The organism is Burkholderia sp. 4NA327C6 (assembly GCF_005502655.1).
In the GTDB taxonomy this organism is placed as follows: domain Bacteria; phylum Pseudomonadota; class Gammaproteobacteria; order Burkholderiales; family Burkholderiaceae; genus Burkholderia; species Burkholderia contaminans.
This window is the reverse complement of record NZ_SCNZ01000003.1, coordinates 77783-102407: the sequence shown is the minus strand read 5'-3', so window position 1 is coordinate 102407 and position 24625 is coordinate 77783. Positions and strand designations below refer to the sequence as shown.

Here is a 24625-nt window from a genome sequence, read left to right as displayed (position 1 = left end):
AGCAGACCGACCGGGGACCGAATGAGTACGACCTATGCAGCCGGGGAACCGCCGCGCGTCGTCAGCGCGGCCGCAAGGCTCTACGCGAAATGCCTGCTGGTCGGATTCGCGTTGCTGCCCGCCTATCTGATTGCGTATCTGTGGTTCTTCAGCGACCCGCACGTCGTGTTCGAGAACCACGCGTTCCATGAAGTCGCGATCGCCGCCGCCACCCTCGAAGGCGCGTTCGTCACCTACGTGACGTGGGTCTGCTACCGGTCGTCCGGCGAGCCGCTGCTGCGCTGGCTGACACTCGGCTTTCTCGGCTTCGCGATGATCTATGCGCTGCACGGTGCATTCACCGGGATGGCGCATCACAACATCTGGCTGTTCCTGCTGTACGGGCCCGCGTCGCGGCTCGTGATGTCGATCCTGCTGCTCACGGGCCTGCTGTCGTATTCGCGTCCGCCCGATCGGATCGAGAAGCGCACGAGCGTGCGCACGTGGCTGCCGTGGATCGTCTTCTTCGTGATCGTCAACGTGGTCGTGGCGTACATCGCGTATTCGCCGGTCGCGGGCGCGCCGGGCACGCGGCTGTCGATGGAAGGCGGTGCGCTCGTATTCTCGCTGCTGAACGTCGCCGTGCTGCTCGCGCGGCGGATCCGCTCGCCGCTGATGATGATCTACGGCGTGTCGATCATGGCGTTTGCACTGTCGTCGCTCGCGTTCATTCTCGGCAAGCCGTGGAATCACATGTGGTGGCTCGCGCACGCGATCTTCGCCGGCGGCTTCTTCCTGCTCAGCTACGGCGTCGTGCAGGCGCTGCAGACGACGCGCTCGTTCTCGGCGATCTACCGCCAGGAAGACCTGATGAGCCGGCTGTCGGAATCGATGGCGCGCACCGAGAGCGCGCTGCAGGAGCTGCGGCGCACGAACCAGAAGCTCGAATACATGGCCGCTACCGACCCGATGACGGGCGCGTCGAACCGCCGGCAGTTCATCGCGCAGGTCGAGCGAGAGATGGTGCGGGCCGAGCGCGACGGCACGCCGTTCTGCCTGCTCGCGCTCGATCTCGACAATTTCAAGAACATCAACGATGCGTACGGGCATCAGATCGGCGATGAGGTGCTGCGCGGCGTCGTGCGCCAGTGCCTCGACGCGATCCGGCCGGCCGGCGGGCTCGCGCGGGTCGGCGGCGAGGAATTCATGGCGCTGCTGCCGGAGATGCCGCTCGAAGGCGCACGGATGACCGCCGAGCGCGTGCGCTCGTCGATCGCGAGCTCGCCGTTCGGGCTCGATTTCAAGCGCGTGCAGGTGACGGTCAGCGTCGGCGTTGCGCAATACGGGGCCGACGGCAGCACGGTCGATGCGTTGCTGCGCGTGGTCGACGAACGGTTGTACCAGGCGAAGCGGGAAGGGCGGAACCGGGTCGTGGCGCGGTGACACGGGTTGGCGCGGCACGCGGGCGCCGGCGAGCGCACGCGGAACATTCGGCAACCCGGGCGTACAGAGGCCGTGTCCGGCGCCTCGATCTCTAACGAAGCCCCGGAGGCGGTAACGCCTCCGGGGCTTTTGCATGGCCGGTCGGCATGCGGCTGGCGACGCGCTACCGTGCTGCCAGCGCCGCCGCGCGCTGTTTCGGCTGAGCACCATCCTGCATCTGCTGCGACGCCTGCCACCAGTACTTGCCGGCGCGCTGCTGCGGATCGCGGATCGCGAGATACGTCGTACTCCAGAGCTGCGCAGCGTTCGCCTCGGTGGCGTCGGCGCTACGCGTACCGAATGCATCGGTCTGGTACTTGCCGTTCACGTACGACCACGTCCACATCTCGGACGTGCGCATGTCGCGTCCGTTCGAGATCACCTGCCAGATCGTCTGCCGCACCTGCGTGAGCAGTGAGCGTGTCGCAGCCGACAAGTCCTGGCGCGCGAGCTGGCGATCGAGCCCGGCCACCCACATCGCCTGCTGCCACGACCAGATCACCGTGCCGTGATACGCGGAACTGGTGAATTTCGGCCACAGCGCCTGGCTTGCATACGCGGGATTCGCGATCAGCATCCCGGCATCGGTCACGAGCCCGGTCGGGAACGGCCGCGTGACGTCGGTGACGATCCGCTGTAGCTCGTCATCCGGCGGCGTGCCGAACAGCAGCGCGAAGCCGCCATCCGAATTCATCACCGGAATCGGGTTGCCCTGCTGATCGAGCGACAGCGCGTAGAACGCCAGTGGCGCGCCCGGTGCGGCGCCGGCCGGCACGCCCGCGGATGGCGCATAGGCCGACACGTCGGTGGCCGCCTGCGCGGCCGGTACGCTGACCTGGAACAGCGGCGGTGCCTGCGTTTCCCATGTGGCCGCCTGATTTGCCGTATTGGCGAGCGTCGCGCGCTGTCCGGCATCCAGGTACGGATCGAGCAGGCCGCGCGCGAGGAATGCGTTCGCCGCGCGCAACGCGGCCGGCACGAGCACCGCGTTGACGTCATACGGATAGACGCCGCCGCCGAGCCCGTCGGTACTGTCGCGCCAATTGCCGACGATTTCGCCGGGCCGCAGGTGGATCAGGTTCGCGACTGTCGGCTGCTGCGCGAACGGCTGCGCGGTTGTCGCGACGTGCAGCAGGTTGACGACCAGGCGGCTGCCATTGGTCTGTCCGTCGCTGCCGCGCTGCGCGAGATACGCGGCCGCGCGGGCCTGGCCGCGCGCATCGTCGATCAGCCACGCGGCCGCGATCGGCGCGAGCAGGTAGTCGCTGTCGATCATCTTGTAGTCGTAGGTCGGTGTCGAATCGTTCGGCCGCCCGTTCTTCTGGTTGTCGACGAGGGCGAATTCGCCGATCCCTTCCTCGTGCGCGACCTTGCCGTCGGTCGACAGCCGGCTCAGCACCGACGACAGGCCGGCCTCGATCGCCGCAGGTTCGAGCACGGGCATCAGCATGCGTACCGAGATCAGCGTATCGCGGCCGAAGTAGGTGTCGTACTGCCATGAGCCGGCCAGCAGCTTGTCGTGGAAGCTCAGGAATTCGAGCACGTTCTGGCTCACCGGGTCGGGGTTCACCGACGGCGCGAGCAGGTCGGCGTGCGTGATCGGCGACAACGGCGTCTCGCCCGACAGCGCATCGACATGCAGCCGCAACGTGTGCGAGCCCGCCGGTGCGCTCAGGACGAGCTTGCCGCCCGCTGCCGGCGCGATGCTGCCGCCGTCGCGCAGCGTGATGCGCAGTGAATAGCCGGGCGCGCCGTCGATCCGGTCGCGTTGCCACAGTGCCGCGCTGCCCTGGACCGTCGGCGCGGTGAGGATCTGCTGCGGAATCGTTGCACCGCCGTTGAAGTCACGCAGGAAGCGCACGTTGCTGAGCACGCCCTGTCGGATCGTCAGCGTGTTGGTGTCCACCGACACGTCGGCGCCGATGCCGTACAGCGGGCGACCGTGCGTGTCGGGTGCCGATAGCGCGGACGGCGGCGTGTCGAGGCTCCAGTTCACCGGTTGCGCGGTATCGTCGAACCACAGCCCGGTGCCGCTGTTGCCGGCGGGGAAGACCACGAGCAGGCGCGGCTTCGCCGACGAGCGCACGAGCAGGTGTGCGGCGACGTTGTCCTGCCGGTAGAACGCGTTGATCTGGCCGCCGGTGTCCATGCGGAACGACAGCGTGGCGTTGTTCGACGGCGGGTTGCTCGATTTGACGTCGTCGTCATTGCAGGCCGCGAGCAGGCCGGCGCAGATGAATCCGAGACACAGCGACTTCGCAAGGCGATGCATGTTGATGTCCCTCCTGATGACTGGCGATTTTTATGAGAATTATCGAATGAGCGGGTGCTCGATCTGCTTCGTCCGGTATTGCGGAATTCCTGGGAAATTCGGAATTAATCCGGGCGTACTTCCGGGGCGAATTGAATGAGAAATAACCGGTTGTCGGTTAATGCCGGAATTGAAAAAACGGAGGCGCTGCCCCGGCCGGGCATGCAAGACTTCTCTGCTGGCGTTCCAGTATCGCGCCGACATGGGTGTGTGCGCGGTATGAAAATCGAAACGTAAGCTGTCGTTGGGGATTCTAAAGTTCGGATAAAGTCGAAGTCAATAATGATTTTGTGGTTTTCGAATAATGTTCTGGAATGAGGTCGCAATTATTGCTTGTTGGGTCGGTAAAATATGCGAATTCGCCAGGGAATGGAGATGCGCTGATTATTGAATTTGGTGAAAATCGATTGGCAATCGTTGTCGGTATTGGTGATTGATTCCGAACCGGGATTGAGTCGTGGCGGTTTGCCTGTCGCCGTGTCGCGGGCGGTGGATTCGACAATACGAAGCGGTGAGCAATCAGCGTTCCTGCGATTGGACCGTGGGGGATTCCATGAACCGGCTCCATGCGATCACGTCAGCGGCGCCGGCAAGTTTGGTAGGCTTGGGGACCGCTTCCGTTTACCGAATTCACGCACTCGGTCATTGACGCGATTCGATATCGGTCTTGTGCGGGACTGACGATCTTGCGACAAAGCGACTTTTCATCGACGGTCGATGGTGGTTGACGTCGCTTTCACTCCGGAGAATGCGCCGTGCTGCACGTGTCCGACGATTCAGTGGTCGTATTGGTTGATTTTCAGGCGCGGCTGATGTCGGTGATCCACGAAGGGGCATCGGTCGTCACGCAGGCTGTCCGACTTGCCCGCATTGCGCAGATCCTCGGGGTGCCGGTGATGGGTACCGAGCAGAGTCCCGTCCAGCTGGGCCGGAACGTATCGGAGATCAAGGATCTATGCTCCGACACCGTCGTCAAGGACCATTTCGACGCGTGCGCGGAGGGCCTGGTCGATGCATTGCCGGCGGGGCGCAACAGTGTCATCGTCGCCGGATGCGAGGCGCACGTGTGCGTGTTGCAAACGGCGTTCGGGCTGTTGCGCAGCGGCCGCAAAGTCACTGTGGTCAGCGATGCCGTGGGGTCGCGCAGGACGACTGACCGTGACGCGGGGATCGCCCGGCTCGGGGCGGCGGGGGTGCAAATCGCGACGGTCGAGATGATCGGGTTCGAATGGCTGGGCTCCAGCCGGCATCCGCGTTTTCGCGATGTGCTGCGCCTGATCAAATGAGTCGCGGCGCCCGGGGGCTGACGGAAACAGCGCTCCGGGAGCCGAATGCGTGAATCTCGGCATGTCGGCGCTTTGGCGTCGGCGAGTCGGGCCGGCTGGCTGCCGGCGGTTGTGGGCGGGATCGTCGCGCTGGCAGGCGGCACGGAGAAAAATCGGGCATCGCGTGCGAGCGCCCGGTGGCGGTCCACCGACAGCGCGACGACAGTCCTCGTTGAGCTGTCTCGCCGGCTCGAAACCTCACCGTCGCGGGGGGAGGCGAGGCTTCTCTGCCGCCGACGGCGCTCAGGCTGCTGCCGCTTGATGAACCGAGTCGCGTTGCTCGCCACCCAGGATATCGATCAGGCTGGCCAACATCCGCTCCAATTCACCGGTCATCAGCGTGACATCCGAGTCGAAGCGTTCGTCGTCGTTCTGCGCGGTCGGATCCGCCGCTTCCTTGATCACGTCGAGCGGCGTCACGCGCTTGATCGTCAGCGATGGCGTCAGCACGAAGGAGATCCGGTTGTCCCAGGTCATCGCAAGGCGCATGCATTGTTTGCCGGCCTCGATGTGCCGGCGCATGTCGTTCGCTTCCAGCGCGTGGCCGACGTATCGCACCGTGGCGCCGCCTTCACCGCTCGAGCGCAGCTCGGCGTCCTGGTCCACGGTGAATCCGCCCGGCGCCTCCCCGGACAACAGCCAATCCGTCATCGCGGCGACCGGCGAACGCACCACCTGCACACCAGCGAGCGGCAACTGATCGATCGATTTGACGAGCAGGCCGCGAACGTCGTCGGCAAGCGCCTGTGAAGCCGCATCGATGACGAGCCAGCCGTTCACCGTATCGATCCACACGCGGGTATCGCGCTGAATGGTGAACGCGCGCGGGAGCAGTTCGTCGGTTACCTGCTCCTTGAGTTCGCGCATCTGCTTTCGCCCCACCTTGAAGCCCTGCTGCTCCTCCATTTCAAGCGCGCGGGCCTTGGTCACCTGAGTGACGACCGACGCCGGGAGCAGCTTCTTCTCGGCACGAAACGTCAGCAACATCTGCCGGTTGATCGAATACACGAGTGCGCCGTCGTCACGCGGCGACGCCCATCCGCAGCGCTGCATCTCGACACTGGTGCCCGGCTGGAACGCGTGGGGCGCCAGCCATTTTTCCATCTGATCGGGGGTAACGGCCCAAGGTGCCGGAAGACGATGAAGCTGAAGGTTCTTGAACCACATAGGAGTACGGGCAAAGCGCACCATTCTATATGACGGTGATGCTTTCGGTGCGATCCCGTTGCACGACGTGACGGTCCAATCCGAACGAACGTAGCGCGTTTCGTAGCTGGCTGGCGGCACAACAGGATCGCAATCGACGCTGCGAAAGAACGTGATCAAATGCTGGTTGATGTTGCTACTGCCGACGGGGCTGCTGACGGGCTGCGCGAGCAGGGCGTCGCGCTCGTCGTCACTCGGAACCGGACTGCTGCTCGGAATGAAAATTTCAGAGATTTGCAAGCAACCGCAACTGATGCTCGGTCTCGGTCCCCATTACCAGGGCATAGAACCGCGCCTCGCGACGCTCAGGTACTGAAAGATCCTGTGCGTCGGAAAACTTGTTCCATTCGACGCCGTCGATGCCCTCGAGTTTGCCGTGGGACCGTGCAAAGGCAAGCAACAACCGACTAGCTTCACGTCGGATAACGATGCGGTCCACATTCAATACATAGGGTCGCCATCCGTTCAGAAGAACAACGTAGTGAGGTACGGAACTTTGGTCGACTGTCATCGCCGGCGTTGCCATTCATCGAGATCTCGTTAGCCAATCAGATTCCTTCCACCGTAGCAATCCGCAGAGGGTTTCCACGTGGAAGAACGGTTTCCTCAGCCAGGTTCGTCGCGTTCGAACGATTGAGGCCGCTCGTCAACCATACCGTGAAGTTAGCCATTCTTCTGCCCATTTTGTTGCGTACGCAACTGCATCCTCGCGATTGTAGAAAGCAGCCAGATCGCTACTATCATGTACTTCCTTTTCCGCGCCGTCCATCTGTGTTGTGGTGATCCGCGCGTGCGCGACATACTGAACATCGGCTCTGCGCGGTGTCGAATCGATTCGGAATCGTGTCGAATTGAAGCGCATTTTTCCTCCATGTATCGTGTTTCGGCCATCGAGCCGGCTGCTGACGATTTCTTCTCGTCAGCTTGCTGCTGTGGTTCGAGTGCTGGCCCCGTGAGAGGAATCAGATCCGCTCCCGAAGATACTGGGTGCACTTCAGTCGCAGGCCCAACCGATTCGCGAGCGCATATCGCGGGTGTGCTGTCGCATCGTCCGCGATACCAGGACGCTGCTCGGAAGGCGCGGAGCTATCCACGGCGTGGACGGACTTCGCTATTTGAAGGGCGGCATGACCTATCCAGACTCGATCGCGCCACTCGCATTTCGCTCGATGGACGACCAGCCATGCCTGCAGCGATTCGACGAGCTGAGGGGGTGACAGCCACTGACGAGTTTTCCTCTGGGTGACGAGCTGCAGCCCAACAAGGAAACAGAGCAAATCAACATACCGGGTCGCGACGCGCATGGTTGGTCTTCTGGTTTTCAATGTTTGTGACCGCGTCGGCGTGAGCATCATCCTTGGATGCTGAGCGCCTTCTCCAATGCCGCAATCAATTTGAATGCGTCGTCCCGACCGATCAGAAAGCCTCGGCTGGTGTACTCACACCCGAATGCATAGAAGCTCGGCAACAGGGTCACCATGTCTTTCTGCCGATTGAAATCGACTTCGCATTTGGTCAGCGGAAAAAACGGAGGCGCCTCGGACGGCATGTTGTACACGATGCTCTCCTAGTACATTTTCCGGGGCGGCAACATGCGCTTCGCACGCAAGTGTTGCCTGGCAACGGCGCTGGCTTTTTTTCGCTTGCGTTCCGTCGTCGGCTTTTCATAGGAGGTGCGACTGCGCAACTCGCGGATCAGCCCCGTTTTCTCGATGTCACGCCGGAAGCGCCGCAGCGCGACATCGATCGGTTCGTTGAGCTTAAGAGTGATTGTGGTCATGTAGATCCTGTATCGAAAGATTCAAACGGAAAGTCAGCCGAGCCGTGTCATGACGGCGCTTGCAATCTCGTCGGATTCGAATTCCGAATATCCGGCTCCGATCGATAGTGCACGTATGGCAGTGAACATTTGCAGCTCATGTGGACGGCACATTGCCGAATCGGCGATTCTGACCGGTACGACGGTGTCGATCCAGGTGACCTCGCGCCGTCTGATCAAGCCGAGCAGTTCGTCGATGATCATTTTGACCTCCAACAGACCGGGAAATTGTGTTGCGCTGACGAGTCGCCTCAGCGCGCGCTGGAAAAGAACCCCTGTTTGCCGCGGTTATCGTCGATGATGTTCTCGGCATAGCGCACCGAGGCACGACGGGCGTCGCCGGCGTTGTCAAATGGGGATGTGTCGCGCAATCTGAACGTCTGGCTCTGTGTCAGCGTATCGGTGGTCCCGCGAAGGCAAATCTTGACTGCCGCGTCGAACCCGGCGTCGTAGTTATGCGGGCTGCCATTCGGCGCCAGCGCGTGAGGATAAATCAGTGGATAAATCTCGAATCCACGGTAGACGTGCATGCTCATGACAAACTCCTGGCGTTCGGCCACGACGAGTCGCATGGGCAAACGCATCCAGCCGGTATCCACGTTGCGGAGCGGGCTGGTTGATGAAAGGGACTGCGTTGCAGCGCGGAAGAGGGCGATGCAGCAAGAGGGCGGATGGAGGGGCGAAAGGTCAGGGGACTATTGGTCGCCCTGATGAGCCCATCATACGCGCATCGTTTGTTGCCCGTCCGATTTATTTCGGCTTTGCGCTGAGCTGGCCCCTTCAACAGGCCAGTGGGCTTCTGGAAAAGTCCCTTTAAACCCGCTCCTGGAAACGGTTCAGACCAGCCGTTTCTTCAGCCGGGCATGCTCCACCTCGAGGTCCTCGAGCCGGCGGGCTTCCGAGGCTTCCATGACGCAGAACTTCGTACGTCAGGTTTAGAACGACACAGCACTGAACCCGTGCCTCATGCACAGTTCCTTGACCGGCATGCCGGCCTCGGCTTCCTTCAGAAACCCGATGATTCGCTGTTCCGTAAAGCGCGTCACATCGCCGGAGCCTGGAGCCGGACGGCTTCACGAACAGATACAGTCCATTGGCGTCGGTAAGTTTGGTAGGCTTGTCGCCTGCCTTCGCTTGTCGGATATTGATGCTGGTAAGTGGCAGGTGAAAAAGGCGGTATCGTCTCTGGCTTGTCGAACTGCTGCCCCTTTTCATCCCCCATTTTTTCTCGGCTGGACACGATTTCCGGCGACGCAAGCGAACGGTAGAAGGGCGTGAAACGCCCGACTGGCAAGGGGCTGCGGCAAGTTGCCGACCCATCACGAACTGGAGCGAACGAAGTGATCAGACACATTGTCATGTGGAAGTTGAAAGAATCGGCCGAAGGCGCGACGCGCGCGCAGAACGCGCTGAAGCTGAAGGAGAAGCTCGAAGGCTGCCGCGACCTCGTGCCGGGCACGCTGCAGATCGACGTCGGCGTGGCGACGCCTGGCCTCGATGCGACCGCCGACATCGTGCTCGTGTCCGATTTCGCGGACAAAGCCGCACTCGATGCGTACCAGGTGCATCCTGTTCACCAGGAAGTGAAGAAATTCGTCGTCGCGGTGGCCGAATCGCGCGAGTGCGTCGACTACCTCGTCGACAGCGCGCGATGAGCGACGCGGCAACCCCGACGGACGGCCCGTCGATCGAAAGCCCGTTCGTCGACATGCTCGGCGTGCAGCTCGTGTCCGCGAGGGACGGCGCAAGCGAGATCGTGCTGCCGCTCGAAGAGCGGCACATGAACACGTGGAGCATCGCGCACGGCGGCGTGACGATGACGCTCGCGGATATCGCGCTCGCGATGGCCGCACGCAGCCTGACCGACGACGGTATCGGCGTCGTCACGGTCGAAATGAAGGTGAACTTCATGCAGCCGGGGCGCGGCGAGCTGCGCGCGTACGGGCGTGTGATGCATCGCTCGACCACGATGGCCTACTGCGAAGGCGAAGTGCGCGACAGCGACGGCAATTTCGTCGCGAAGGCGCTCGGCACGTTCAAGTACATGCGGCGGCTCGCGGTGGGCCGCGACATCAAGCGCCAACGTTCGCGCACGGCACCGGACGCCCAGCCCGGCCCGAGCGACGCGTAAGCGCCCGGACGCACGGCGGTCCCGCCTCTTCACAGGCGGGGCCGTTTTGTCTGGCGGCGTGCATCGCACACCGCGGAATGTCGCAACGCACGGCGCATCGCGCTCGCCTGACGCGCGCATGGCATCATGCACGCTTGTCCGTTCACGGCGCCCGCCAGGCGCCGTCCTCACCGATGCCGCTGAATCCGAAGATCACCCAGGTGCTCGACATGGTCGAGCGCGCGAAACGTCCGTCCTATCACCACCAGACGCCGCAGCAGGCGCGCGCCGCGTACGAGAAGAGCGCGCCGATTCTCGACGTCGCACCGGCGCCGATGCATTCGGTCGAGGAATGCGTCGTGCCGACGCGCGACGGCCGCACGATCGGCGCGAGGCTGTACCTGCCGGTCGCGCCGAGCCTGGCGGAGCCGCTGCCCGCGCTCGTCTACTATCACGGCGGTGGCTTCACGGTCGGCAGCGTCGATACGCACGACGCGCTGTGCCGGATGTTCGCGCACGATGCGCAATGTGCGGTGCTGTCGGTCGGCTACCGGCTCGCGCCCGAACACAGGTTCCCGACCGCGGTGCACGACGCCGACGACGCATTGCAATGGCTGCATCGCGAAGCGGCTGCGTTCGGCATCGATGCCGAACGATTGGCCGTCGGCGGCGACAGCGCGGGCGGCACGCTCGCGACCGTCTGCGCGGTGCTCGCACGCGACGCAGGCATTCGCCTTGCGCTGCAGATGCTGATCTACCCGGGCGTGACGGGTTTCCAGGACACGGAATCGCACGCAAGGCTCGCGAACGGCTACTTGCTGACGCAGGACACGATCCAGTGGTTTTTCATGCAATACATACGCGATCGGGCGGACCGTGACGACTGGCGTTTCGCACCGCTCGACGGCACGCGTGATGCGCCGTCGTTCGCGGGCGTCGCGCCGGCATGGATCGCGACGGCCGAATACGATCCGCTGAGCGACGAAGGCGCTGCGTATGCGGAAAAGTTGCGTGCGGCGGGCAACGCGGTCACGCTCGTCTGCTATCCGGGGATGATCCACGAATTCTTCAAGATGGGCGGCTACGTGCCCGAGGTGCGGGCAGCGCATGCCGACGCGGTCGCGGCGCTGAAGGCCGCATTCGACGACGTTTGACGGTAGTTGTTTGGCGGCGTACGCGCCGCATGGGAGCTGCGATGACGAACGGCGTGGTGGAAACGGGCGACTGGACGGTACTCGGCGGCGATGCCGCGCGGATTCGCGATGCGGTGTTTGTGCGCGAGCAGCAGATACCGCCGGAATGGGAGCTCGATGACGACGATCCACTGTCGCTCCATGCGGTGGCGTACCGCGTCGATGCGGCGACCGGCGCGCGCCGCGCGGTCGCGACGGGGCGGCTGCTGCCGTCCGGCACGATCGGGCGCGTCGCGGTGCTGGCCGACGCGCGCGGGCAGGGCGTCGGGTCAGCCGTGCTGAACGCGCTGCTGGATGCGGCGCGTCGCCGCGGCGAAATCGTCGTGCGGCTCTACGCGCAGGATTCGGCCGTGTCGTTCTACCTGCGGCACGGCTTCGCGGCGGTCGGTGAACCGTTCGTCGAAGCCGGCGTGCCGCACGTCGAGATGGCACGCGCGCCGTAGCGCGGCGCGTGCTCAGCGCGGCGGCGTCGCGTCGAGGTCGAACGTGAGCGCGCGCTCGAACGTGCCGGGCCGGACGGTGCGGTGCGAGCCGTCGTCGTCGCAGCGTTCCTTGATCTCGACCGTCAGCCGCACGCCTTCCTTCATCGTGACGCGCAGCGCGGTCGTGCCGCGCGTGCCGTATTCGGGTGTCTCGATGAACGCAGCCGACAGCGCACGCTCGCGCTCGATCGGAATGCCGGTGTGCGGCAGTGCGTCGTCGTCCGCGACATGCGGGTCGCGCATCAGCGCGATCAGCTCGTCGAGCGACGGGGTCGGATTGTCGGTGAGCAGCGTGCCGAGTTCCGCGCGCTTGCGCACCACTTTCGGCCAGGGCGTATCGAGCCGCGCGTTCGACAGTGCATGCACGCCGGGCGCGATCGCGACGGGCGCGGCGACGCTGCTTTCACCTTCGGGTGCGCGATTGCAGAACCACGCGAGCTCACGCCGTCGCCAGTCGCCGACGAGCAGGTTGAAGCCGTTGTAGACGGCCGCATGCTCCGCGAGCCGTCCGAGGTAGTCGAGCGGCGCGACGGACGGGCCGCCGAGGAAGTCGGACACGAGCTTGCCGCGGGTCGGTGCACCCGCGCGGATGTCGAACGGTGCGCGGTAGTTCGTCAGCGCGGCGAAACGGCCGTCGCGCGATACGCCGAGCCACGTGCCGCCCGCTTCGAGATCGCGGCCGGCCAGCACGCCCGGTACATCTTCCCACCATGAGAGCGGCGCGCTGGTCCGGCGAAAGAACTCGTCGCGGTTGGCGGTGAGGGTAAAGACGGGACCGGCGGCGGCATCAGGCTGCCAGTCGAAGGCAATCAGACACATCGGGCGAATCTCTCGCAGGAAACATCGGGCGCCGGCTGCGACTCGCGAGCCGGCGCGCGAACGGGTTGTCAGTGCATTACGCTTCCGTCGGCCAGGCGTACGGCAGCGTATCGAACGCGAGCACCGGGCCGTCGGCCGAACCGAGGTGCACCGTGCCGCTGTCGAGCGCGGCGAGCTTGATCTCGACGAGCGCGTCGACACCGCCGGAGGGCGCGGCCGCCGCGTTGACGATCATCCCGCACGGCTGGCCGGGATCGTCGCTGTGGAACAGCTCGACGCCGGCATGCGCGGTATCGGTCTCGCCGGCGACGTGCGCGAGCGCCGTGCGGCGCTTGATCGTGCCGCGGTACTGGCTGCGCGCGACGATTTCCTGGCCCGGGTAGCATCCCTTGCGAAAGTTAACGGCGCCGATCACGTCGAAGTTGACCATCTGCGGCACGAACTGTTCGACGGCAGGCTGCGTGATGCGCGGTTCGCCCGCGCGGATGTCGAGCCAGTCCCATACGGCCGGCGACACGACCGGCAGCGACCCGCCGAGCGCGGCGATGCGCGCGTCGACTTCCGCGCGCGGGCCGATCCACAGATAGCGCTTGCGGCCGGCTGCATCGGGCACGCGGATCAGCGTGCCGGCGGGGCCGTCGACCTTCACGTGCACGCCGTCCGGCAGCGCATCGAAGATGCCCGACAGCGCGTCGCGCACGTCGCCCGCGAAACCGACCACCGCGAGCGCGTCGCTCGCATCCGTCAGCTTCGCTTTGGCACGCAGCACGAACATCGACAGCCGCTTCTGCACGGCGGGCTGCACGTCCTTCGACACCAGCAGGCGCACGCCGTGGCCGGCGCGCCACGTGAGGAACGAGCCGAGGAGGCGCCCCTTCGGCGAGCAATAGCCGGACAGCCGCGCACTCGCGGCGTCGAGATGTTCGATGTCGTTGGTGAGCTGGCTGTGCAGGAACGTCGCGGCATCGTCGCCGGCCACGTCGATCACGCCGAACTGCGGCAACGGCATGCAGGCGCCCGGCGCGTCGAAATCGGCGGCGGACGGACGGGGGAAAACGGGGAGCGAGGCGGGTGCGGCCTGGACTGCCGGTGAAGCGAACGGTGTGCTCATGGAATGAGGGAACAGTCAACCCTGACTTTGACGGAGGCGAGCAAGTATTATATGGGTCTTACCTGAGTCACGTTTCCATGTCCCTACTGAAGAAATGCGCCGCGACGATCGTGGCGCTGGCCGTCGTTGTGGCCGCTGCCGGCGCGGGCGGCGGGTATTACTGGGCAACCCGGCCGCTGTTGCTGGGTTCGGCATCGCTCGACGTCACGATCAAGCCGCGCAGCAGCGTGAAGAGCGTCGCGCTGCAGTTGAAGCGCGGCGGCGTGCCGGTCGAGCCGCTCGGCTTCGTCGCGATGACGCGCGTGCTCGGGCTGTCGAGCCGGCTCAAGTCCGGCAACTACGAATTCAAGACCGGCATCACGCCTTACGAGGTGCTGCAGAAAATCGCGCGCGGCGACGTGAACGAGTACGTCGCGACGGTCATCGAAGGCTGGACCTTCAAGCGGATGCGCGCGGAACTCGACTCGAACCCCGATCTTGCGCACTCGACAGCCAGCATGAGCGACGCCGAGCTGCTGCGCGCGATCGGCGCGCCGGACAGCGCGGTGCAGCGCGGCAGCGGCGAGGGGCTGTTCTTCCCCGACACCTATCTGTTCGACAAGGGCACGAGCGACCTGAACATCTACCGGCGCGCGTACCATCTGATGCAGACGCGTCTCGACGAGGCCTGGGCCGCGCGCGTGCCGGGCCTGCCGTACAAGACGCCTTACGAAGCGCTGACGATCGCGTCGATCGTCGAAAAGGAAACGGGCCATGCGGCCGACCGTGCGTTCGTCGCGGCCGTGTTCGCGAACCGGCTGCGCATCGGCATGCCGCTGCAGACCGATCCGTCGGTGATCTACGGGCTCGGCGATGCGTACGACGGCCGCCTGCGCAAGCGCGACCTGCAGGCCGACACTCCTTACAATACCTACACCCGACGCGGGCTGCCCCCGACGCCGATCGCGCTGCCGGGCGTGGCCGCGCTGCAGGCGGCGATCAACCCGGCACCGACGAGCGCGCTCTATTTCGTCGCGAAAGGCGATGGCACGAGCGTGTTCTCGGACACGCTCGGCGACCACAACAAGGCCGTGGACAAGTACATACGAGGTCAATAATGGCGAGCGGTAAATTCATCACGTTCGAAGGCATCGACGGGGCGGGGAAGACCACCCACCTGCAATGGTTCTGCGAACGCCTCCAGGGCAAGCTGGCCGCGACCGGCCGGCAAGTCGTCGTCACCCGCGAGCCGGGCGGCACGCAGCTCGGCGAGAAACTGCGCGAGATCCTGCTGAACCAGCCGATGGACCTCGAGACGGAGGCGCTGCTGATGTTCGCCGCGCGCCGCGAGCATCTCGCGCTCGTGATCGAGCCGGCGCTCGCGCGCGGCGACTGGGTCGTCTCCGATCGCTTCACCGATGCGACGTTCGCATACCAGGGCGGCGGCCGCGGGCTGCCGCGCGACAAGCTCGAGACGCTCGAGCGCTGGGTGCAGGGCGGTTTCCAGCCCGACCTGACGGTGCTGTTCGACGTCGCGCCGCAGGTGGCAAGCGAGCGCCGCGGCGCCGCGCGCATGCCCGACAAGTTCGAGAGCGAATCCGACGCGTTCTTCTCGCGCACGCGCAGCGAATACCTGCGGCGCGCGGAAGAGGCGCCGCACCGCTTCGCGATCGTCGATGCGACGCAGACGATTCCCGAGATCCGCCAGCAGCTCGAACGCGTGCTCGCCGCGCTGTAACTCGCAAGGAACGCACCCCATGATCTACCCGTGGCAGACCGACGACTGGAACCGCCTGCAGCAACTGCGTGCGCAATGGCCGCACGCGCTGCTGCTGCACGGCCAGGCCGGGATCGGCAAGCTGCAGTTCGCGCAGCATCTCGCGCAGGGCTTCCTGTGCGAATCGCCGCAGCCGAACGGCGAGCCGTGCGGCGCCTGCGCGGCCTGCACCTGGTTCTCGCAGGGCAACCATCCGGATTACCGGATCGTGCTGCCCGAGGCGCTGGCGGGCGAGGCGCCGGGCGCCGCGGACGACACGAAGGCGGCCGACGCGGACGAAGGCGGCAAGAAGACGCGGGCGCCGAGCAAGGAAATCAAGATCGAGCAGGTGCGCGCGCTGCTCGACTTCTGCGGAGTCGGTTCGCATCGCGGCGGCGCGCGCGTCGTCGTGCTGTATCCGGCCGAGGCGCTCAACGTCGCGGCGTCGAACGCGTTGCTGAAAACGCTGGAGGAACCGCCTTCCGGCGTTGTATTCCTGCTCGTGTCGGCGCGTATCGACCGCCTGCTGCCGACCATCATCAGCCGCTGCCGGCAGTGGCCGATGACCGTGCCGGCGCCCGATGCGGCCGCAGCCTGGCTCGCCGCGCAGGGCGTCGAGCATGCGCCGGCGCTGCTCGCCGAGGCCGGCGGTGCGCCGCTCGCCGCGCTGGCGCTCGCGAGCGACGAGAACCGCCCGCTGCGCGACTACACGCTCGGGCAGCTCGCGGCCGGTGCGGCCTGCGACCCGTTCGCGTGCGGCGAGACGCTGCAGAAGCTGCCGGTGCCGCTGGTGCTCGGCTGGCTGCAGCGCTGGCTGTACGACCTGCTGGCCCAGCGGATGGCGGGCGCGCCGCGCTACTTCCCGATGCACGCGTCGGCGCTCGCGCGCTGCGCGGAAGCGGTCGATGCGAATGCGTTCGCCCGCTTCATGAAGGCCGTGACGCGGCAGCGGACGGTCGAGAACCATCCGCTCAACGCGCGGCTCGTATTCGAGGAATTGTTTCTCGGATACAGGGAAATGTTCGCGTGACCCGGCAATGTTTCCTGCGGGTTGCGAAATGATGACGGCCCCGCACCGTGACGCGACCGTGGCCGGCCGGCCCGCGAACGCCGCCCGTTGCCGCATGCCGGCGCGCGCATGCGCGCTCGCCTTACGTATTCAGGAAAAATGATGTTCGTCGATTCTCACTGCCATATCAATTTCAAGGGCCTGGCCGACCGCCTGCCGGCTGTTCTCGAGAACATGCGCGAGCACGACGTCACGCACGCGCTGTGCGTGTCGGTCGATTTCGAGACGCTGCCCGAGGTCCTGGCAATCGCGGACGCGTACGACAACGTCTATGCGTCGGTCGGCGTGCATCCCGATCACGAGGACATGCACGAGCCGACGCTCGCGGAGCTCGTCGAGCTGGCCGCGCACCCGAAGGTCGTCGCGATCGGCGAAACGGGCCTCGACTACTACCGTCTCGAAGGCCGGTCGATCGACGACATGGAATGGCAGCGCGAACGCTTTCGCACGCATATCCGCGCGGCGACCGCGACGATGAAGCCGCTGATCATCCACACACGCTCGTCGTCGGAAGACACGCTGCGGATCATGGCCGAGGAGCGCGCGGACGTGCCGGGCGGCGTAATGCACTGCTTCACCGAGCCGTGGCCGGTGGCCGAGCAGGCGCTCGCGCAGAACTTCCATATCTCGCTGTCGGGCATCGTCACGTTCAAGAGCGCGACCGACGTGCAGGACGTCGCGCGGCGCGTGCCGCTCGACCGGCTGCTGATCGAGACCGACTCGCCGTACCTCGCGCCGGTGCCATATCGCGGCAAGCCGAATGAACCTGCGTACGTCAGCCATGTCGGACGCTTTATCGCATCCGAGCGCGGGATCGCCGTCGAGGCGCTCGCCGATGCGACGACACAGAACTTTTTCCGGCTGTTCAAGATCGCCCGCTAACGACGTGCGCGCAGCCGACAACCCAGGGAAGGAGCCCACAACAATGACGAAGCCGACCAACCATCTGCCGAAACGCGCACTCGTTGCCGCCGCGCTCGTCGCGAGCGGCCTGTTCGCGGCAGCCGGCGCACATGCCGAATCGCTCGATGCGATCGTCAAGGCCGTCAAGTTCGACGACATCGCCGACATCGGCAAGCAGCTCAAGAGCGGCAAGCTCGACCCGAACACGATCGCGCCGAACGGCGACCCGCTGATCGTGATCGCCGCGCGCGAGAAGTCCGACAAGGTCGCGGCGGCGCTTGCCACGACACCGAACGTCGATCTCGAGAAGGAAGACAAGGCCGGCGAAACCGCGCTGATGCTCGCGTCGCTGAACGGCGATGTCGGCCTCGCGAAGCTGCTGATCGACAAGGGCGCGGAAGTCAGCAAGAAGGGCTGGGCGCCGCTGCACTACGCGGCCACCAACGGCCAGGACGCAGTCGTCAAGCTGCTGCTCGACCACGACGCGTACATCGATACCGCATCGCCGAACGGCACGACGCCGCTGATGATGGCCGCACGCGGCAACCATCCGTCGACGGTCACGCTGCTGCTCGACCAGGGTGCCGATCCGCAGGTGAAGAACCAGCTCGGCATCACCGCGCTCGAATTCGCGAAGCACTACAACGCGCCGGACGCGATCGAGATCCTGAGCAAGCGGACGACCCGCATCGGGGCATCGACGCCGGCAGATGCGCAAAAGAGTGCAAAATGACGGTTTTCGGTGCGGCGGACGGTGCCCGCCCGGCCGGATTCCGGCCGGAGCAGGGCGTCCCGGCGCCGCGCCGGCCAGGGCAGCAGGCGGTCTCGGGCCGCATTGACATAAGGAACACCATGTTGCGCGCAATGTTTTGTGCCGCGGCGTTTGCCGTGCCGTTGTCGGCGGCGGCTTTCACGGGCGCTGATCTCGACCGGCTGTGCGCGAAGACGGACGTCAAGTCGCGGGCGTCGTGCGCGGCCTACATCGAAGGCGCCGCCGACGGCGTCTACAACACCATCGATGCGATCGGCGGCACGACGGGGCCGCGGGTCGGCCAGTATTTCTGCCTGCCGCCCGACATCCGGGCGCAGCAGATGACCGACGCGGTGCGCAAGTACATCGCGGAAAATCCGAAGCTGGCCGACTACAACGCGAGCACCGCGGTGTCGCTCGGTCTCGGCAAGGCGTTTCCCTGCAGGAGCGGCAACTGACCTGACGCCGTGTCCGGGCCCGCGCGCGGCCCGGGCGTCGCCGACGCATCCAGGACGAGGCGTGCGCGCCTCATAACCCACGGGCGCCGATGATTTCAATCGAGGAACTGCAGCGCATCACCGATGCGCCGCTGCATTCATGGCTCGGCACGCTTGCCGTGTCCGTCATCGTCTTGCTGGTCGTCACGGTCGTGCACCGTCTCGGCGCACGCATCGTCAAGCGCATCGCGCAGCCGTATCCGTTGATGAGCGCGATCCTGCGCTACATCGACAGGCCGTCGCTCGTCGTGCTCGCGCTGCTGGCGCTCGAATTCCTGTGGGTCCAGGCCGACGACGGCATGTCGTTCGTGCGCGGCATGCGCACGGCGGCGGCGGTCGGCTCCATCGTTTCGCTCACGTGGCTGCTGGTGCGGCTCGCCGCCGGCGTCGGCGACGCCATCATCCGGGCGCATCCGATCGATACGGCCGACAACCTGCAGGCCCGGCGCATCCATACGCAGGCCAAGGTGCTCGTGCGGACCGTGATGGTGCTGATCGTGATCATCGGCACCGGCGCCGCGCTGATGACGTTCCCGAACGTGCGCCAGGTCGGCGCGAGCCTGCTGGCGTCGGCCGGTGTCGCGGGCCTGGTCGCCGGTATTGCCGCGCGGCCGGTGCTCGGCAACCTGATCGCCGGGCTGCAGATTGCACTCACGCAGCCGATCCGGCTCGACGACGTGGTCGTGATCCAGGGCGAGTGGGGGCGCATCGAGGAAATCACCGGGTCGTTCGTGTCGGTCCGGCTGTGGGACCAGCGGCGCCTCGTCGTGCCGCTGCAGTGGATCATCGAGAACCCGTTCACGAACTGGACGCGCAGCAGTTCGGAAATCATCGGTACGGTCTATCTGTCGGTCGATTACCGCACGCCGCTCGCGTCGCTGCGCGAGGAGCTCGCGCGGCTCGTCCACGCGGCGCCTGAGTGGGACGGCCGCGTGCAGGTGCTGCAGGTGACCGACGCAACGGAACGCACGATGCAGTTGCGTGCGCTCGTGAGCGCGGCCGACTCGTCGTCGTGCTGGGACCTGCGCTGTCGCGTCCGCGAAGGGCTGATCGCCTACCTGCAGGACCGCTATCCGCAATGCCTGCCGCGTAGCCGGATGGAACTGTATCCGCATGATGCCGCGCCGGACGCGCCGAATCCCGAGCGGCCGCACGCGCGGCAGCCTGCCGCCAGCACCGCGGCCAACACCGCGGCCGATCCGCAGGCCGCCGAAGGCCGCTGAAAGCGGCCCGCATACCGTCACCCTCGTCATGACCGCGCTGAAAACGCTTGCCATCGCCAATTACCGCTCGCTGCGCGAGCTGATCGTGCCGCTCGCGGCGCTCAACGTCGTCACCGGGCCGAACGGCAGCGGCAAGTCGAGCGTGTACCGCGCACTGCGGCTGCTCGCCGACACCGCGCAGGGGCGCGTGATCCCGTCGCTCGCCCGCGAAGGCGGGTTGCCGTCGACGCTGTGGGCCGGCCCCGAGCGCTTCTCGCGGGCGATGCTGGACGGCGATATGCCGGTGACCGGCACGGTGCGCAAGGGGCCCGTGAGCCTGAAACTCGGCTTCGCCTGCGACGATTTCGGCTATTCGATCGATCTCGGTCTGCCGGTGAAGAACGACGCGACGCAGTTCTCGCTCGACCCGGTAGTCAAGCGCGAGTGCATCTGGGGCGGCGCGCTGCTGCGCCCGTCGACGCTGCTCGTCGACCGGCAGGGCGCGCAGATCCGTGCGCGCACCGCATCGGGAGACTGGCAGACGATTCCGCAGCCGGTGGCCAGCTTCGACAGCATGATGACCGAGTTCGCCGATCCGACCGGCGCACCCGAGATGATCGCGGTGCGCGAACGGATCCGCTCGTGGCGCTTCTACGACCACTTCCGGACCGATGCGCAGGCGCCCGCACGGCAGTCGCACATCGGCACCCATACGCCGGTGCTCGCGGACGATGGCGCCGACCTGGCCGCCGCGCTGCAGACGATCCGCGAGATCGGCAACGGCGCGGCACTCGATGCGGCGATCGACGACGCGTTTCCCGGCGCGTCGGTCGAAATCGACAATCCGGGCGGCCGCGGCCGCTTCGACGTGCTGATGCGCCAGCCGGGGCTGCTGCGGCCGCTCGCGGCGGCCGAGCTGTCGGACGGCACGCTGCGCTACCTGCTGCTCGCGGCCGCGCTGCTGACGCCGCGGCCGCCCGCATTGATGGTGCTGAACGAACCGGAGACGAGCCTGCATCCCGACCTGCTGCCGGCGCTCGGCCGCCTGATCGCGCAGGCGGCACAGCGTTCGCAGGTGCTCGTCGTGTCGCATGCGGCACGGCTCATCGCTACGCTCGAGCGCGAAGCCGGCTGCGAATCGCTGGTGCTCGACAAGCAGCTCGGCGCGACGGGGCTCGTCGACGCCGACACGCGTGACCTGCCGGCATGGAAGTGGCCGTCGCGCTGACGGGCAGGGCGGCAGCACGCGTTCGGGCGTGCTCGTCGCATCGGGGGCCGGATCGGCCCGGCAGGCGGAATGTATCCTGCCTGTAACAACACCCATAAAATGAAAGACGGGCGGTTCTGCGCAGCGGGATCGCGAATAATGAAGAGATATCCGGCTGACGCCGTGCCGGCCAGCGCTGCATGGGGGCGAGCGGGGGCGAAAGCCCAAAGGCCCGCCGGCCGTGCGGCAACGGACAGGACACAGGAGACGTGGACCATGAGAATTGCCCAGATCGCGCCGCTGACCGAATCCGTGCCGCCGAAACTGTACGGCGGCACGGAGCGCGTCGTGTCCTACATCACCGAGGCGCTTGTCGACCTCGGCCATGATGTGACGTTGTTCGCGAGCGGCGATTCGACGACACGGGCGAAGCTTGAGCCGGTCTGGCCGCGCGCGTTGCGGCTCGATTCGTCGATCCGCGACCGGGTCGCGCCGCACATGCTGCTGATGGAGACGGTCGCGCGCCGCGCGAAGGACTTCGACGTGCTCCATTTCCACATGGACTACTACTCGTTCTCGGTCTTCAACCGGCAGGAAACGCCGTACGTGACGACGCTGCACGGCCGGCTCGACCTGCCCGAGCAGCAGCCGGTGTTCGACACCTTCAACACGGCGCCGGTGATCTCGATTTCGAACTCGCAGCGCCAGCCGCTGCCGCAGGCGAAATGGCTGACGACGGTCTACCACGGGCTGCCCGACACGCTGTACATGCCGCAGCCCGTCGAGCCGCGCTATCTCGCGTTCCTCGGCCGCATTTCGCCGGAGAAGCGTGTCGACACGGCGATCCGCATCGCCCGCCAGTGCGGGCTGCCGATCAGGATCGCCGCGAAGATCGACGCGGCCGACCAGGAGTACTTCGAGCGCGAGATCAAGCCGCTCTTCGCGTTGCCGCACGTCGAATTCATCGGCGAGATCGCGGATCACCAGAAGGCCGAGTTCCTGTCGGGCGCGCATGCGCTGCTGTTCCCGATCGACTGGCCGGAGCCGTTCGGCCTGGTGATGATCGAGGCGATGTCGTGCGGCACGCCGGTGATCGCGTTCAATCGAGGCGCGGTGCCGGAAGTGGTGGACGAGGGCGTGTCGGGTTTCATCGTCGAGGACGAAATCAGCGCGGTGGCCGCCGTGAACCGGCTGCACCTGCTGCCGCGTGCGCGCGTGCGGCAGCGCTTCGAGGAACGCTTCACGTCGCGCCGCATGGCGCAGCAGTATGTCGACGTCTACCAGTCGGTGATCCGTGCGCAGAAGCGCTCGCGCTTCAAGGTGATCGACTCGACGACCTGACGCGCGAGGCGCAGGACGCGCGCGGATGGAAAAACGGCGATGCCCGCAAGGACATCGCCGTTTGTGCATGGCCCGCGCGCGGTGCGTACGGGCGGTGCGCAAGCGTCAGATCTTCAGCTTCGTGACCTTCGTGCCGTTGATCGACACGTCGCCCATCAGGCCCGCGTTCGTCAGCACGACGACCTGGACCGGCGCGGTGGCCGTGGTCGTGTCGACCGCGCCGTTCGCGCCCATCTTCACGAGCGCGACCGACGCGCCGGCGCCGGCTGCCCAGCCGTCCGAGCCGCGGAATTCGTCGAGCGCTTCCTGCGTCATGAACAGGAACACGATCGCCTTCGACTGCGCACCGGCCTGCAGGCCGACCGACAGCGACGAAGTGTTGTAGTAGCCGACCGTGCTGCCGCCGACGCGCAGTGCGCCGTTGCCGGACTGGCCGCCGACGATGAAGCCGGCCTGGATGACGTCCGGGAAGACGAGCACGCCGCGCGACTTCGCGACGAGTTCGCGCGAACCCTTGACCGTGGAGTACATGCGCGACAGCGTTGCGTCGACGCTCGAGTCGATTGCCTGGCGCTTCGACGCGTTCGTCGCGGCGTTGTCCGGTTTGTCAGGGGTGGTGGTGCAACCGGTGAGCGCGAGGCTACCGACGATGAGCGCAGCGGCGGCTTTCAGCACAAGATTCCGTTTTTGCATCGTTCTTCTCCATCGGATGATGTTCGGAGTGAGTCTCGCTCAGGGAGCGGATCACGTCGGCAGTTATATCACAGCGGATTACAGCCTCTTTTCGTTGCGACGTGAAAAAGCGTCAAATCGCCCGGGGATGTCGCGGCGCGCCAACGGACGAACCGGCACCCGCGCGCCGACGTATCGGCATGCGGGAAACACGGTGGTCGATCGGATGGCGGCGCCTGCCGCGCACATCAGTGCGTGACGGGCGGAACAGGCGGCTTGATCGGGGGGCGGCGCAGCGCGCGGCGGATCAGCGCGATCACGATGCCGCAGGCGAACAGGAACGCGGCCGGCACGACCCAGTAGCCGACGAACGCGTGCCACAGGTAGCTCGCCAGCGTGCTGCGGCGCACCACGTATTCGTCGCGGGCCGCCTGCTGGCGCGGCGCATTGGCGGCGAGCACGTCGGCCGGGCAACCGGCCGCGCGCGCCTCGTCAGGATCCCCGTGGCACTTCGCGGCGGCACCGGCGGCCTGCTGCGCATCGGTGAGCTGCCAGGTGGTCAGCGCGAGCTGCAGGTCTGCCTTGTTGTACGCCATTTCCTCGCGGATCTCGCGCACGGCGACGATCGCAACGGGCACGGCCCAGAACACGATCACGATCAGCCAGCGGCGGAACCAGCGGTGTTGTCTCCATGCCATCCATGCCTCCGTTTGACGCGTGTGCGCGTCTGTCTCGAGGGCGGCCCGATGGCGCTTCTTGTACTTGGATGGGCCGCGTTGCAGCCATCATAGAAGAAAACGCGGCGAATTGCCGCACCATGTGGCGGCGCCGGCACGGCGGGCCGGGAAAGCGGGGCGGGAGGCGTCACAAAAGCGCGGATGAAGCGGGGGGCGCGCGTCGATGCGCGTGCAACGAAAACAAAAATGCCGCGCCCGCCGAAGCGGTGCGCGGCATTCGATACGGGAGCGCCGGAACTCAGGCGGCCGGCGCGTTGCTCAGGCAGCTCTTCATGAACGCCTTGCGGTCGTCGCCTTTCTTGCCGGTGGCCTGCGTGTTGCACGCCTTCATCTTTTCCTGCTGCGACATGGCCTTCGCGGGCTTCGCCGACAGGCAGTCCTTCATGAACGCCTTGCGTTCATCGCCCGTCTTGCCGGCTGCCTGGGTGTTGCAGGCCTTCATCTTGTCCTGCTGGCTGTTCGCCGCGAATGCGGGGGAAGCCAGCATGCCGCCGAGAAGCACTGCGGCTACGAGCGATTGGATTTTCATTTCGACACTCCCATGGGGTGAATTGCGTGTTATCGACGCCGTCACGAAGCACCGTGCAATGACGATAGGGTCGTATCGCATGGCGCGCTCCGATTATGGCAAATCCATGTGAAAACACCAAAACGGCACTTTCTATAACGTTGCG

General features: G+C 65.8%; 28 protein-coding genes and 1 pseudogene. 15 read left to right on the top strand and 14 right to left on the bottom strand.

The features are described 5' to 3' along the window. The first annotated feature begins 21 nt into the window (after positions 1-21). The gene (locus FFS49_RS04020; RefSeq protein ID WP_105818563.1) at positions 22-1422 is read left to right on the top strand and encodes a GGDEF domain-containing protein; all 1401 of its coding nucleotides are present in this window, start codon (positions 22-24) and stop codon (positions 1420-1422) included. A gap of 163 nt (positions 1423-1585) precedes the next feature. Here FFS49_RS04020 and FFS49_RS04015 read toward each other — a convergent pair whose 3' ends face one another. Further along, entirely contained in the window at positions 1586-3733 is a 2148-nt protein-coding gene (locus FFS49_RS04015; RefSeq protein WP_105818562.1) for a hypothetical protein, read from the bottom strand. Between the two features lie 794 nt (positions 3734-4527). On the opposite strand from FFS49_RS04015, the gene FFS49_RS04010 reads away from it, so the two are divergent. After that, entirely contained in the window at positions 4528-5058 is a 531-nt protein-coding gene (locus FFS49_RS04010; RefSeq protein WP_105818561.1) for an isochorismatase family protein, read from the top strand. Between the two features lie 282 nt (positions 5059-5340). Here the strand turns inward: FFS49_RS04010 and FFS49_RS04005 are convergent, their stop codons facing one another. The 8 genes and pseudogenes from FFS49_RS04005 to FFS49_RS42475 form a co-directional block, all read right to left on the bottom strand. Then, a complete protein-coding gene (locus FFS49_RS04005; protein WP_039367103.1) occupies positions 5341-6264 on the bottom strand; it encodes a recombination-associated protein RdgC in 924 nt (307 codons plus the stop codon). Between the two features lie 265 nt (positions 6265-6529). Continuing rightward, positions 6530-6814 carry a hypothetical protein gene (locus FFS49_RS04000; protein WP_071334617.1) on the bottom strand — a complete coding sequence of 95 codons (285 nt, stop codon included), beginning with the start codon at positions 6812-6814 and terminating at the stop codon, positions 6530-6532. 135 nt (positions 6815-6949) lie between these two features. Then, positions 6950-7165, bottom strand: coding sequence for a hypothetical protein (locus tag FFS49_RS42480; protein WP_105818560.1), 216 nt, complete (start codon positions 7163-7165; stop codon positions 6950-6952). A gap of 489 nt (positions 7166-7654) precedes the next feature. Further along, positions 7655-7861 carry a hypothetical protein gene (locus FFS49_RS03990; protein WP_039367063.1) on the bottom strand — a complete coding sequence of 69 codons (207 nt, stop codon included), beginning with the start codon at positions 7859-7861 and terminating at the stop codon, positions 7655-7657. A gap of 9 nt (positions 7862-7870) precedes the next feature. Next, positions 7871-8083, bottom strand: a complete 213-nt coding sequence (gene rpsU, locus FFS49_RS03985; protein WP_039367060.1) for a 30S ribosomal protein S21 — start codon at positions 8081-8083, stop codon at positions 7871-7873. A gap of 33 nt (positions 8084-8116) precedes the next feature. Continuing rightward, positions 8117-8326: a hypothetical protein gene (locus FFS49_RS03980; RefSeq protein ID WP_039367051.1), complete on the bottom strand. Its 210-nt coding sequence runs from the start codon at positions 8324-8326 to the stop codon at positions 8117-8119. Between the two features lie 47 nt (positions 8327-8373). Next, positions 8374-8658 carry a hypothetical protein gene (locus tag FFS49_RS03975; RefSeq protein ID WP_039367200.1) on the bottom strand — a complete coding sequence of 95 codons (285 nt, stop codon included), beginning with the start codon at positions 8656-8658 and terminating at the stop codon, positions 8374-8376. A 306-nt stretch (positions 8659-8964) separates the two neighbouring features. Further along, positions 8965-9168, bottom strand: a pseudogene (locus FFS49_RS42475) (transposase); the annotation flags it as partial. 294 nt (positions 9169-9462) lie between these two features. Between FFS49_RS42475 and FFS49_RS03965 the strand changes: the two are divergent. The 4 genes from FFS49_RS03965 (at position 9463) to FFS49_RS03950 (ending at position 11868) form a co-directional block, all read left to right on the top strand. Beyond that, positions 9463-9777, top strand: a complete 315-nt coding sequence (locus FFS49_RS03965) for a Dabb family protein (protein WP_039367048.1) — start codon at positions 9463-9465, stop codon at positions 9775-9777. Next, the gene (locus tag FFS49_RS03960) at positions 9774-10253 is read left to right on the top strand and encodes a PaaI family thioesterase (RefSeq protein WP_039367046.1); all 480 of its coding nucleotides are present in this window, start codon (positions 9774-9776) and stop codon (positions 10251-10253) included. The genes FFS49_RS03965 and FFS49_RS03960 overlap by 4 nt, the downstream gene beginning before the upstream one ends. Before the next feature lie 173 nt (positions 10254-10426). Further along, complete coding sequence (locus FFS49_RS03955; RefSeq protein WP_105818680.1) at positions 10427-11386, top strand: alpha/beta hydrolase; 960 nt, start codon at positions 10427-10429, stop codon at positions 11384-11386. A gap of 41 nt (positions 11387-11427) precedes the next feature. Then, the gene (locus FFS49_RS03950; protein ID WP_039367044.1) at positions 11428-11868 is read left to right on the top strand and encodes a GNAT family N-acetyltransferase; all 441 of its coding nucleotides are present in this window, start codon (positions 11428-11430) and stop codon (positions 11866-11868) included. 12 nt (positions 11869-11880) lie between these two features. Here the strand turns inward: FFS49_RS03950 and FFS49_RS03945 are convergent, their stop codons facing one another. Together FFS49_RS03945 and FFS49_RS03940 are read right to left on the bottom strand one after the other, a co-directional pair. After that, complete coding sequence (locus tag FFS49_RS03945; RefSeq protein ID WP_046545899.1) at positions 11881-12726, bottom strand: NRDE family protein; 846 nt, start codon at positions 12724-12726, stop codon at positions 11881-11883. 76 nt (positions 12727-12802) lie between these two features. Beyond that, entirely contained in the window at positions 12803-13837 is a 1035-nt protein-coding gene (locus tag FFS49_RS03940) for a folate-binding protein YgfZ (RefSeq protein WP_071334613.1), read from the bottom strand. Between the two features lie 77 nt (positions 13838-13914). Here FFS49_RS03940 and mltG point away from each other — a divergent pair, with 77 nt between their 5' ends. The 9 genes from mltG (at position 13915) to FFS49_RS03895 (ending at position 22542) form a co-directional block, all read left to right on the top strand. Then, entirely contained in the window at positions 13915-14934 is a 1020-nt protein-coding gene (gene mltG, locus FFS49_RS03935; protein ID WP_039367038.1) for an endolytic transglycosylase MltG, read from the top strand. Next, positions 14934-15554 (top strand): dTMP kinase, encoded by a 621-nt coding sequence (tmk, locus tag FFS49_RS03930; RefSeq protein WP_071334611.1) that lies wholly within the window; start codon positions 14934-14936, stop codon positions 15552-15554. The genes mltG and tmk overlap by 1 nt, the downstream gene beginning before the upstream one ends. Before the next feature lie 19 nt (positions 15555-15573). Beyond that, positions 15574-16602, top strand: coding sequence for a DNA polymerase III subunit delta' (locus FFS49_RS03925; RefSeq protein ID WP_071334610.1), 1029 nt, complete (start codon positions 15574-15576; stop codon positions 16600-16602). A 141-nt stretch (positions 16603-16743) separates the two neighbouring features. Beyond that, on the top strand, positions 16744-17523 hold the full coding sequence (locus FFS49_RS03920; RefSeq protein ID WP_039367031.1) for a TatD family hydrolase: 780 nt from the start codon (positions 16744-16746) through the stop codon (positions 17521-17523). A gap of 43 nt (positions 17524-17566) precedes the next feature. Then, positions 17567-18277: an ankyrin repeat domain-containing protein gene (locus tag FFS49_RS03915; protein WP_011352329.1), complete on the top strand. Its 711-nt coding sequence runs from the start codon at positions 17567-17569 to the stop codon at positions 18275-18277. A 119-nt stretch (positions 18278-18396) separates the two neighbouring features. Then, the gene (locus FFS49_RS03910; RefSeq protein WP_006485939.1) at positions 18397-18753 is read left to right on the top strand and encodes a Rap1a/Tai family immunity protein; all 357 of its coding nucleotides are present in this window, start codon (positions 18397-18399) and stop codon (positions 18751-18753) included. A gap of 89 nt (positions 18754-18842) precedes the next feature. Next, the gene (locus FFS49_RS03905; protein WP_105818558.1) at positions 18843-20015 is read left to right on the top strand and encodes a mechanosensitive ion channel domain-containing protein; all 1173 of its coding nucleotides are present in this window, start codon (positions 18843-18845) and stop codon (positions 20013-20015) included. A 28-nt stretch (positions 20016-20043) separates the two neighbouring features. Further along, positions 20044-21222 carry an AAA family ATPase gene (locus FFS49_RS03900; RefSeq protein ID WP_105818679.1) on the top strand — a complete coding sequence of 393 codons (1179 nt, stop codon included), beginning with the start codon at positions 20044-20046 and terminating at the stop codon, positions 21220-21222. 255 nt (positions 21223-21477) lie between these two features. Further along, positions 21478-22542, top strand: a complete 1065-nt coding sequence (locus FFS49_RS03895; RefSeq protein WP_105818557.1) for a glycosyltransferase family 4 protein — start codon at positions 21478-21480, stop codon at positions 22540-22542. A 105-nt stretch (positions 22543-22647) separates the two neighbouring features. Here FFS49_RS03895 and FFS49_RS03890 read toward each other — a convergent pair whose 3' ends face one another. From FFS49_RS03890 to FFS49_RS03880, 3 genes are all read right to left on the bottom strand, one after another. Next, a complete protein-coding gene (locus FFS49_RS03890; protein ID WP_039367021.1) occupies positions 22648-23235 on the bottom strand; it encodes a YSC84-related protein in 588 nt (195 codons plus the stop codon). A gap of 227 nt (positions 23236-23462) precedes the next feature. After that, positions 23463-23912, bottom strand: coding sequence for a hypothetical protein (locus FFS49_RS03885; RefSeq protein WP_071334607.1), 450 nt, complete (start codon positions 23910-23912; stop codon positions 23463-23465). A gap of 277 nt (positions 23913-24189) precedes the next feature. Further along, positions 24190-24480, bottom strand: coding sequence for a PsiF family protein (locus FFS49_RS03880; RefSeq protein ID WP_039367016.1), 291 nt, complete (start codon positions 24478-24480; stop codon positions 24190-24192). Positions 24481-24625: the final 145 nt, after the last annotated feature.

Excerpts from the sequence above, each read along its gene's own strand:
- FFS49_RS03905 (WP_105818558.1), top strand. The coding sequence starts at position 18,843 with ATGATTTCAATCGAGGAACTGCAGCGCATCACCGATGCGCCGCTGCAT.
- FFS49_RS03940 (WP_071334613.1), bottom strand. The coding sequence starts at position 13,837 with ATGAGCACACCGTTCGCTTCACCGGCAGTCCAGGCCGCACCCGCCTCG.
- FFS49_RS03895 (WP_105818557.1), top strand. The coding sequence starts at position 21,478 with ATGAGAATTGCCCAGATCGCGCCGCTGACCGAATCCGTGCCGCCGAAA.
- rpsU (WP_039367060.1), bottom strand. The coding sequence starts at position 8,083 with ATGACCACAATCACTCTTAAGCTCAACGAACCGATCGATGTCGCGCTG.
- FFS49_RS03960 (WP_039367046.1), top strand. The coding sequence starts at position 9,774 with ATGAGCGACGCGGCAACCCCGACGGACGGCCCGTCGATCGAAAGCCCG.
- FFS49_RS03915 (WP_011352329.1), top strand. The coding sequence starts at position 17,567 with ATGACGAAGCCGACCAACCATCTGCCGAAACGCGCACTCGTTGCCGCC.
- FFS49_RS03900 (WP_105818679.1), top strand. The coding sequence starts at position 20,044 with ATGACCGCGCTGAAAACGCTTGCCATCGCCAATTACCGCTCGCTGCGC.
- FFS49_RS42480 (WP_105818560.1), bottom strand. The coding sequence starts at position 7,165 with ATGCGCTTCAATTCGACACGATTCCGAATCGATTCGACACCGCGCAGA.
- FFS49_RS03885 (WP_071334607.1), bottom strand. The coding sequence starts at position 23,912 with ATGGCATGGAGACAACACCGCTGGTTCCGCCGCTGGCTGATCGTGATC.
- FFS49_RS03910 (WP_006485939.1), top strand. The coding sequence starts at position 18,397 with ATGTTGCGCGCAATGTTTTGTGCCGCGGCGTTTGCCGTGCCGTTGTCG.
- FFS49_RS04020 (WP_105818563.1), top strand. The coding sequence starts at position 22 with ATGAGTACGACCTATGCAGCCGGGGAACCGCCGCGCGTCGTCAGCGCG.
- FFS49_RS04005 (WP_039367103.1), bottom strand. The coding sequence starts at position 6,264 with ATGTGGTTCAAGAACCTTCAGCTTCATCGTCTTCCGGCACCTTGGGCC.
- FFS49_RS03975 (WP_039367200.1), bottom strand. The coding sequence starts at position 8,658 with ATGAGCATGCACGTCTACCGTGGATTCGAGATTTATCCACTGATTTAT.
- FFS49_RS03945 (WP_046545899.1), bottom strand. The coding sequence starts at position 12,726 with ATGTGTCTGATTGCCTTCGACTGGCAGCCTGATGCCGCCGCCGGTCCC.
- FFS49_RS03920 (WP_039367031.1), top strand. The coding sequence starts at position 16,744 with ATGTTCGTCGATTCTCACTGCCATATCAATTTCAAGGGCCTGGCCGAC.
- FFS49_RS03955 (WP_105818680.1), top strand. The coding sequence starts at position 10,427 with ATGCCGCTGAATCCGAAGATCACCCAGGTGCTCGACATGGTCGAGCGC.
- FFS49_RS03890 (WP_039367021.1), bottom strand. The coding sequence starts at position 23,235 with ATGCAAAAACGGAATCTTGTGCTGAAAGCCGCCGCTGCGCTCATCGTC.
- FFS49_RS04015 (WP_105818562.1), bottom strand. The coding sequence starts at position 3,733 with ATGCATCGCCTTGCGAAGTCGCTGTGTCTCGGATTCATCTGCGCCGGC.
- FFS49_RS03950 (WP_039367044.1), top strand. The coding sequence starts at position 11,428 with ATGACGAACGGCGTGGTGGAAACGGGCGACTGGACGGTACTCGGCGGC.
- tmk (WP_071334611.1), top strand. The coding sequence starts at position 14,934 with ATGGCGAGCGGTAAATTCATCACGTTCGAAGGCATCGACGGGGCGGGG.
- FFS49_RS04000 (WP_071334617.1), bottom strand. The coding sequence starts at position 6,814 with ATGACAGTCGACCAAAGTTCCGTACCTCACTACGTTGTTCTTCTGAAC.
- FFS49_RS03880 (WP_039367016.1), bottom strand. The coding sequence starts at position 24,480 with ATGAAAATCCAATCGCTCGTAGCCGCAGTGCTTCTCGGCGGCATGCTG.
- FFS49_RS03925 (WP_071334610.1), top strand. The coding sequence starts at position 15,574 with ATGATCTACCCGTGGCAGACCGACGACTGGAACCGCCTGCAGCAACTG.
- FFS49_RS03980 (WP_039367051.1), bottom strand. The coding sequence starts at position 8,326 with ATGATCATCGACGAACTGCTCGGCTTGATCAGACGGCGCGAGGTCACC.
- mltG (WP_039367038.1), top strand. The coding sequence starts at position 13,915 with ATGTCCCTACTGAAGAAATGCGCCGCGACGATCGTGGCGCTGGCCGTC.